The sequence below is a fragment of the Sulfurisphaera sp. genome (assembly GCF_059755235.1).
In genome coordinates this window covers 26,768-34,291 of record NZ_DBPRYF010000055.1, presented here as the reverse complement: position 1 = coordinate 34,291, position 7,524 = coordinate 26,768, and the positions used below count along the sequence as shown (strand labels likewise).

Genomic DNA, 7,524 nt, shown 5'->3' with positions numbered 1-7,524 from the left:
TCGATATTTTGTGATTGCTCGACTTTAGGTGTTTCTACTTTTTGTTCAGTTTGTTCAACTTTTGGAATTTCTATTTTAGGTTGTTCAACTTTAGGGACTTCTATCTTTTGGGGTTCGGGACTAGGAAAATTTTCGGTTTGTTGAACTGGTAATGTTTGAACGGGTGCAGGTGCAGGTGGTCTTTGCATTGCTATTTTTCCGAGCTCTCTTATCGTGTCTAAAACATTTTGCAATATACTACCCCAATCAACTTTTCCTTCTTTAGTAACAACTGGTTGTTTTTGTGCAACTCCTAAAACATCTGATAACTCTTTAACTGTCTCTCTTAGTTGTTTTAATCTCTGTAATTGCTCAACAATGTCATTCGTTTGTTGCCCTCTTGATACAAGTGACTCTAAATATTCTATTCTACCGTTTAAAGCCTCAGTTAATTTTGTTATTTCTTCGCTCACTTTCTTAAACTTTTCATCTAGTTCTTTCTTCTCAGATTCTTTCTCTTTTGCTTCTATTGTTTTCTTTAGTTCTTCTATTCTCTCTTCTAGTTTACTTCTCTTTTCTTCACTTTTTGTTTTCTCTAGTCTTTTTAGATATTTTACTAACGTTTTGGATAACTCTTTTGCAGTTTCTGGCTGAGTTTTTGCTAAATTCTCGATCTTCTCAGTTAATTTTTCTAATAACTCTAAAGTCTTTGAGTCTTCTTTTTCTTCTGACTTTAACATTTTTTCAAACATCTTTTGCAATTGCTGTTGTTGATACATTAGCATTGACATTATCATATTTCTATTCAATAACTTCATTAATGCTTTATCATCTGTATCACCTTGTAAGTTTTTTAATAACATTAGCTCTTTCGCTTCCTTGATATAATCACTCTCAACATTTATATTGCTCAATACTTTTTTACTTTCTTCTTCTTCTTCATCTTCAAACAATTTATCCATTTTCTTTATCGATGCTGATAATAATGTTGCAACTGTTTGGTCAACTGTTCTATTACTTTTTTTTGCTAATTCTTTAATTGCTTCTGCTAATTCTCCTGTTAATTCAATTACAGCTTTTTCTTCTTTTTTATTTTCATCCGTCATCATGATTCTTCAAATATGAGTTTGTAAAGCAAAGCTCGTTTATATTCTTCTAATATGCTTCTTTTCTTTTTGAGTAATTTGACATAAGCAAGCAATAACTTGTAATTTTCTTTTAGTCTTTTATATTCTTTGAGAAGCTTTTCATAATCTAAATCTAAATCTTTGTTTTTGTGATAGAATTCATCGAGAAAGATAACATAAGAAACTGCGTCTGAAAAACCGTATCGTTTAGCTTTTTCTTCAAAAAGTTCGTTTATCTTTTTTCCTGTTAAGTAATCTTTTGAAAATAAATCTGTTGCTTTTTCAGTTATTTCTTTTTTTATTTGTCTATCAACTGCTGTTGTTGGACTTACTTGAGATTTGTAAGCTGATGATTTTAGTTCTTCCTTCTCAGCTTCAATTTCTTCTTTTACTTTTTCATCTTTTGATTGAGTTTCGTCAAATTCTTGTTTTAATTCTCTTAACCACCTCTTTATTGTTGATTCGTCTGGAATCTCCTTAATATTTGGTTGTGCTTCAAGATATTTTTTTATTTGTTTGGGTCCCCATCCGTATTGTTGTCTAAGTTGAAATACTAGTCTCTTAAGTTCTTCGGGGTAAGTTTTTGGCATAATCTTACTGTGTTTTACATACTTAAAGTTTTTATTATTAAAATTCACCCATGTTATTGTTATTAAAAAATAACAATGTTACCACTGGTTGGTAATAACATTTTAACTAGGGTAAGGTTTAAAAAGTTTGACGATGTAATAATTTACATGGTGAGCAACAAAACACAAATACAAATAGAAGCTCTAAAGAGAGAATTGCAAGAAGCAATAAAAGAGTTTTTAGAAAAGCAAAGTAGTGTAGTTGAAGTAACAATAAGCACAAAAGAAGGCTATACAGTGACGATTGAAGTAGATGGCAAGAAAGTATTTGAGAAAAAAGTGTTTAGTGAAGAAGATAAAGAAGAAGCAATATTAGATATAGAAAGCACTGCAGAAATAGCAAAAAGAATATTAGATACAGATACATACATCACAGAAACGATAAATGAGTTTGTAGATAGACTAATAGAAAAGTTATGTGATTTAGTAAATGAAAAACTAAAAAAATATGGATTAAAAGAAGATGAAGATTATGAGATGGAAATAGATTATTCAGGAGATACAATGGGTGTAAATCCTCGATGGTCATATAGTACTGCATACTTAGATATTCATCTAGGGGAAGATATAATAAGTTTAGAGCTTTTTACAGAACGTACTAGCAAAGCGTGGTATGGAATAGATAATACTTACACTATTAAAACTATTGAAACATTAATACTAAAAGAAGATGTGAATGAGCTAATTGAAAGTTTTCAGAATTTATAACCTCTTTTTTTAACCCTTTTTTTCACATTAAATTTTTATAACCCTTTATATCCTTCTAATGGTACATAGAGGATTATATAGGTACATATAGTCTTATTGGGTTTATAAGGGGATTATAAACACAGCATAAAACTATTGTGTATATATGCTTATACTAGTATGTAATAAAGCATAATATAATGATGAGTTATTGAGTTATATAGTAGGGTTATATACAATAGTTAAATAGTTATAGTTTAAGAAGAATTAGAAATATTAAAAAAATTAAGATAAGTTTTTATATAGCTCTAATAGTTTCTTTGAGTCAAAACCCAAAGCATGTAAAACTTCATATTTTTTAAAGAATTCTAAGTCTCTTACTTTTGCTAATATTTCTGCAAATGCTTTCTTATCTTTCCTTGCTATTATATCTTCAAGATCTTTTAACGTTATCTTTTGCTTTATAGTGTGTGTAATAATTGTCTTTCTTTCTTCATATTGTTTAGCTTTTTTATAAGTCTCCTTATCTACGAAGTTGTAATGCACTCTTTATTTCTTCTATTGCTTTTTCTATTTTATCGTTTGTACTCATAATATGTTTGATGATTGTTAAAATTTAAAAACTTTAACATAGTTAACATGATTATGGTGAGGGCAGTTTTGTTGAATGGAATACCTACTGGATTGATTGTAGAGTTGTTAGAAAGGGGTTTTGATGTGAGGTTTGTAATAAAGAACAAAGAGTGGTTAGAGGAAGTTCTAAATACAAGCCTAGAAGTAATAAATACAATAAGACATCAATCTACAAAAGAACTAGTATTGGGTTTAATTGAGAATAAAGAGAAAGTAAAAGAACAACAATTTATTAGCCTTAGTGATATCAAAGGAGATGATATAATAGTAGTTATAGCACCAAGGCAATTACAACAAAGAGGAGTAGAACAAGCAGTATCTTGGAGTGATTTAGCAATTTTGCAAATGACTATTTTACTCTTACCCTAATTTTTTATGTCTAGGGTTACTCCAAAATCTTATTTCAGAAGAATTTTAAAAGAAGCTGGAGCAAAAAGGATAAGCAAAAGAGCTGAAGAGGAATTTATTAGACTTATAACAGAGATTGCTAAAGAAATTGCACAAGAATCTGTTAAGATTGCAAAAATTTCTTATAGAGATACACTAATAGAAGGGGATATTAAGGTGGCTTACTCAGAATTTTTAAAGAAGCACAAAAAAGAAGAGTTTAAATCTATTTTGTAAGCTTTTTCAAAACCACTAATACTTCTTCCCCTTCCACTATTTTATCCCCAAATTGCCTCTTTGGTATAGTCACTATTAACGAATAATACTTTTTTCCACCATACTTTTTACCCGAAGACCTCAATCTCCTTACTTTAGCCTTAAAAAATATCACATCTTTCTTATTTTGTCTTATTTCCTCTAAAATCTTTTCTAGTTCTCTTTCTTTTTCTTCTTCAATGCTCTTTAAGATTTCTTCAATTTTTTGAGCAAATTCTCCCGCCATAACTATTTTATGAGCGTAAAGGTTTTTAAAGTTTAACAGCGTAAGGTATTGTATGGACGCAAACGAGCTTGTGCAAAAAATTAAAGAAGCAGTTGAAGCAAAGCTCAAAGAAATGGAGGAAGTAGAAAACTATGTGAACAAGGCTATTATCTATATCTATAATAGAGCAATAGACAATATGAAACTAAAGAGAATTTTGTGGGGCTTTCAGATTGTGAAAAAGAGTAGAATAAAGTTATTGATGTACTTAGATGATGATATAGAGTTAGTAAACTTAGAACTACCTTTAGAGAAAAAAGATATCGCAGAAACGATTTATTACAAGTATAGAGACGTCATAAAGAATACTTTTGTTACTAGTGACGCAGAAGTGGTTGAAGAGGATAAGCCCAATATTAAATATCTCCAAGTCAGGTATAAGAAGCTTTATCTTTCTTAAACACCATATTTATTTTTTATGGTAGAAAGAGTAATCGAAGTTACTGTAAAGAATACCTCAAATACTACGTATACTTTTTGGGTAGGAGCAACTGTATCACAGGCAATATCGGGTAGCGGATGTAATATTTGGATTCCATCAGGAAGCTATTTTGACCTACCACTACAATCAGCGACAATATCGCCAGGTTCAACTTATACGTTCACGTGGTTTGTAGATGATGGTCAGTTAGGGAGCAGTACGCAGTATATTATATCAAAGGTTTGGAAAAATTCTAATCCTAGACCGCAGGATTGTATAACAGGATCCTATATATCATTTTCTCCAATTCAAAAGAATCCACAAATAACAAGAATAGATTTTCCTAATCCCTCCGAGTTGAACCCACAAATAACTGTAGGATCAACTTTAAACATAGATGTTAAGTGGACTTATGTAAATCCTGTTCCAAGTAATTCAAAATTAGCTTATGGTGTTATTGCTTATGGTTATGATCCTGGAACTGGTCAAATTGGAGCAAGCTTTAATATAAGATTTGGTGGGCTGTACTACAATGGAGTAAATCAGATTAGAATGCCATCGTATTTCATAAGTAACCCAAGTCTTGGTTATTCATGGACTTCAACAATAAGTTTTACACCTCTAAATCATGGTATATTCAATATTGCAGTGTTAAGTGGATATACATTTACTGGTTCAGACTTTACATGGATGGATATTAGACCTCTATGGTTTGAAGCATAATGCCATCTAGAAAAGTTCATAATTATATTGCAGAATTATTAGGAATTGACAAAAAGTTAGCAAACTCCATTAATAGAGATATAGATAGACCAGCTAAATGGTTGGGTAGAAAGCACAGAATTCTATTTCACGATTTTGATTTATCAACTTACCTACTTTTAGCAAAGTACAAATTTAATAGCAAAGCTATAATGGCATGGTACGCCCACAAGCTAACTGATGAAATGGCTAGTAGGGATAAAAATATGAAAAGGCTATTTGAATTGCTAGAAAAAATATTATGAAGGATCCATATGCTTTAATTAGAGAATTGATTTTCCGTTATAAGGGAAAGCCTAAGGAAGAGATTACAAAAGCTGTTTTGAAAGCATTTAAGGAAGAGTATGGAATTTATCTACCTGATTTAAATGTTCCATATGAAGAATTAGTCCATTACATTAGGGAAGGAAAAGAAGATGAAGCATACAATTGGTTTGAGCAGTACCTATATATGTATTTGTTAGAAAGATTGGAAGTAGAGCAAAGAATGGAAGAAGAAAAAGCAAGAGAAATAGGAGAGAAAATATTAAACTTCTTAAGGCAAAAAAGAATAAGGTTATTTGGAGAAGTAGACCCTGAGAAAGCAATAACAAAGTTGATTGAGGATTACGATAAATTAAGTAGAAGATATAGGGAATTGCAAAAAGAATTAGCAAGATTGAAAAAGAAATATGCTGAGGCAGAATCCAAATTTGAGAAAACAAAGTCTCCGTTTGATTTGAGAACATATTTAGAGACTGCAAAAGCTGTGGAAGAACAAACCAAAAAACTAAAAGAAGAATTGGAGAGATTGAAGAAAGAGAATGAGGAACTAAAAAGAAAAATAGCAGAACTAAGTAAGATAACACCAGAAGCTAAAGAAATAAAGTTACCAGAAATTAAAAATATTGAAGAGGATATAAGAAGGAAAGAAGAAGAGATAAAGAAAGAAGCATCATTATATGAGAGAATAAAAGAATTAATACCAACTATGGGAACTGAAAGACTAAAGGAGTGGTATGAAAAAATAGAAGACTATTTCCCAGGTTATTCATTGGAAGAATATGAAAAAACAAGGGAATTAATAAGAGAGGAGCTTAAGAGAAGAGGAGTACACGTTCCACCTAAAAGGACTTTCCCAAGAATAGAGGAAATAGAAGAAACACCACAAGAAGAAAAGGAAGAGATGCCGAGACCAATTACGCCAATTGATAAGAAAACTGTGAAGGTATACTTATATGGATTAACGAGAAATCCAAACCCAGAATTGGTAAAAATTTTCATAATGCTAGATAGAGACTTAAACTTAGGAATAACACACTATAAAGACTTTGAGAATATAGATGACTTAATTAGAAGAGCTAGAGCAACTTTAGCTTTATTGGCAAAAGTAAACCCAGGGGCTTACGAATTACTTAAGGAGAAATATAAGGGATTACTACCACCCGATATATTTAGAGAGATATTCTTTGAGTAGTCTTCTTTTTTATATATCTCGCTAATCTCTCAAGCAATTTCTCATTAACAGATATATACTCATACTTCTTTTCTTTAACTCCAAACAATTTTTTCAATCTTGCTTTTTCTTCTGGTGTTATTTTTTCAAATGCTTTCTTTGCAATATAAGCAGATAGTGGTAAGTCTTCTTTCTTACCTCTAACTCCCCTAGTCGATGAATAGATTCCAAGCATAAGTGCATGTTGCCAAGATAACTTCCTTTTAGGTTTTTTTCTGAAATAGACAGTTAGTTTTGGTTTTGTTCTCACAACTACCTCAACTTTACCTTCTTTTAGTCCTCTGACTAAATATTTGTTTTTTTCAAGGGCTTCTTTCAATTCTTCCATAAGCCTATTGAGCTTCATTATAATTCATTATAACTATTAAGCTTTAAATATACTAAACGACATTATTTTTTACATGGCGAAGAGGTATTCCGAACAAGTTGCATTAACAAAGGCTGCATTAAAGGCAACTATAGCACACTACACAGGAAAGCAAGTATTAGCTAGTGTAAGATACCAACACGGACAAGGAAAGTACATACCAGTAGCTATGGAAGCTGATAAGATGACTTGGGTATTCAGGGGAATATATGGAGCGCATGGTAACCAACCAGGAGTATGGGCATTCCTAGCAGCTTTAGCAAAAGAATTCCAAGGAATGAAAGGAAAAGTAGAAGATTTGCCAATTGTTGCGGCTGCATTAAAGATGGCTGCAGCTAAAGGATTAACATACAGACCTGGAAGGAGAGTAATTTACACAGCTGAGGAGACATTAGCTGAGCTTGAGAGGTTATACGGAGCTATTGCATCTGAAGGAGCAAGGAAAGGAGCAAGCGCTGCAGCTTCTATAAGGGCTGAGATAAGAGCATAAAGTAAA

At 31.5% G+C, this 7,524-nt stretch carries 13 protein-coding genes; 8 read left to right on the top strand and 5 right to left on the bottom strand.

Features of this window, described 5'->3' with window-relative positions; genetic code table 11:
• On the bottom strand, nucleotides 1–1,085 hold a 1,085-nt coding region (locus tag AC3OCB_RS12025; protein ID WP_498342832.1), incomplete at its 3' end, for a hypothetical protein.
• Complete coding sequence (locus AC3OCB_RS12020; RefSeq protein WP_498342830.1) at nucleotides 1,085–1,696, bottom strand: hypothetical protein; 612 nt, start codon at nucleotides 1,694–1,696, stop codon at nucleotides 1,085–1,087. The genes AC3OCB_RS12020 and AC3OCB_RS12025, both read right to left, overlap by 1 nt.
• A 147-nt stretch (nucleotides 1,697–1,843) precedes the next feature.
• Here AC3OCB_RS12020 and AC3OCB_RS12015 point away from each other — a divergent pair, with 147 nt between their 5' ends.
• Nucleotides 1,844–2,443 (top strand): hypothetical protein, encoded by a 600-nt coding sequence (locus tag AC3OCB_RS12015; protein WP_498342828.1) that lies wholly within the window; start codon nucleotides 1,844–1,846, stop codon nucleotides 2,441–2,443.
• A 264-nt stretch (nucleotides 2,444–2,707) separates the two neighbouring features.
• Here the strand turns inward: AC3OCB_RS12015 and AC3OCB_RS12010 are convergent, their stop codons facing one another.
• Nucleotides 2,708–2,968 carry a hypothetical protein gene (locus AC3OCB_RS12010; RefSeq protein WP_498342826.1) on the bottom strand — a complete coding sequence of 87 codons (261 nt, stop codon included), beginning with the start codon at nucleotides 2,966–2,968 and terminating at the stop codon, nucleotides 2,708–2,710.
• 99 nt (nucleotides 2,969–3,067) lie between these two features.
• Here AC3OCB_RS12010 and AC3OCB_RS12005 point away from each other — a divergent pair, with 99 nt between their 5' ends.
• Together AC3OCB_RS12005 and AC3OCB_RS12000 are read left to right on the top strand one after the other, a co-directional pair.
• Nucleotides 3,068–3,424 carry a hypothetical protein gene (locus AC3OCB_RS12005; protein ID WP_498342824.1) on the top strand — a complete coding sequence of 119 codons (357 nt, stop codon included), beginning with the start codon at nucleotides 3,068–3,070 and terminating at the stop codon, nucleotides 3,422–3,424.
• 6 nt (nucleotides 3,425–3,430) lie between these two features.
• A complete protein-coding gene (locus tag AC3OCB_RS12000) occupies nucleotides 3,431–3,679 on the top strand; it encodes a histone (RefSeq protein WP_498342822.1) in 249 nt (82 codons plus the stop codon).
• On the opposite strand, the gene AC3OCB_RS11995 is transcribed toward AC3OCB_RS12000, so the two are convergent.
• Entirely contained in the window at nucleotides 3,669–3,944 is a 276-nt protein-coding gene (locus AC3OCB_RS11995) for a hypothetical protein (RefSeq protein WP_498342820.1), read from the bottom strand. The genes AC3OCB_RS12000 and AC3OCB_RS11995 overlap by 11 nt on opposite strands.
• A gap of 52 nt (nucleotides 3,945–3,996) precedes the next feature.
• Here AC3OCB_RS11995 and AC3OCB_RS11990 point away from each other — a divergent pair, with 52 nt between their 5' ends.
• From AC3OCB_RS11990 to AC3OCB_RS11975, 4 genes are read left to right on the top strand one after another with little or no spacing between them, the layout of a single operon-like run.
• A complete protein-coding gene (locus AC3OCB_RS11990; RefSeq protein WP_498342818.1) occupies nucleotides 3,997–4,383 on the top strand; it encodes a hypothetical protein in 387 nt (128 codons plus the stop codon).
• 18 nt (nucleotides 4,384–4,401) lie between these two features.
• Entirely contained in the window at nucleotides 4,402–5,127 is a 726-nt protein-coding gene (locus AC3OCB_RS11985; RefSeq protein ID WP_498342817.1) for a hypothetical protein, read from the top strand.
• A complete protein-coding gene (locus tag AC3OCB_RS11980; RefSeq protein ID WP_498342816.1) occupies nucleotides 5,127–5,411 on the top strand; it encodes a hypothetical protein in 285 nt (94 codons plus the stop codon). The genes AC3OCB_RS11985 and AC3OCB_RS11980 overlap by 1 nt, the downstream gene beginning before the upstream one ends.
• Complete coding sequence (locus tag AC3OCB_RS11975; protein WP_498342815.1) at nucleotides 5,408–6,622, top strand: hypothetical protein; 1,215 nt, start codon at nucleotides 5,408–5,410, stop codon at nucleotides 6,620–6,622. Before AC3OCB_RS11980 ends, AC3OCB_RS11975 begins: the two co-directional genes overlap by 4 nt.
• Here AC3OCB_RS11975 and AC3OCB_RS11970 read toward each other — a convergent pair.
• Nucleotides 6,600–7,007 carry a hypothetical protein gene (locus AC3OCB_RS11970; protein ID WP_498342813.1) on the bottom strand — a complete coding sequence of 136 codons (408 nt, stop codon included), beginning with the start codon at nucleotides 7,005–7,007 and terminating at the stop codon, nucleotides 6,600–6,602. The genes AC3OCB_RS11975 and AC3OCB_RS11970 overlap by 23 nt on opposite strands.
• 55 nt (nucleotides 7,008–7,062) lie before the next feature.
• Between AC3OCB_RS11970 and AC3OCB_RS11965 the strand changes: the two genes are divergently transcribed.
• The gene (locus tag AC3OCB_RS11965; RefSeq protein WP_498342812.1) at nucleotides 7,063–7,518 is read left to right on the top strand and encodes a hypothetical protein; all 456 of its coding nucleotides are present in this window, start codon (nucleotides 7,063–7,065) and stop codon (nucleotides 7,516–7,518) included.
• The last annotated feature ends 6 nt before the right edge of the window (nucleotides 7,519–7,524 follow it).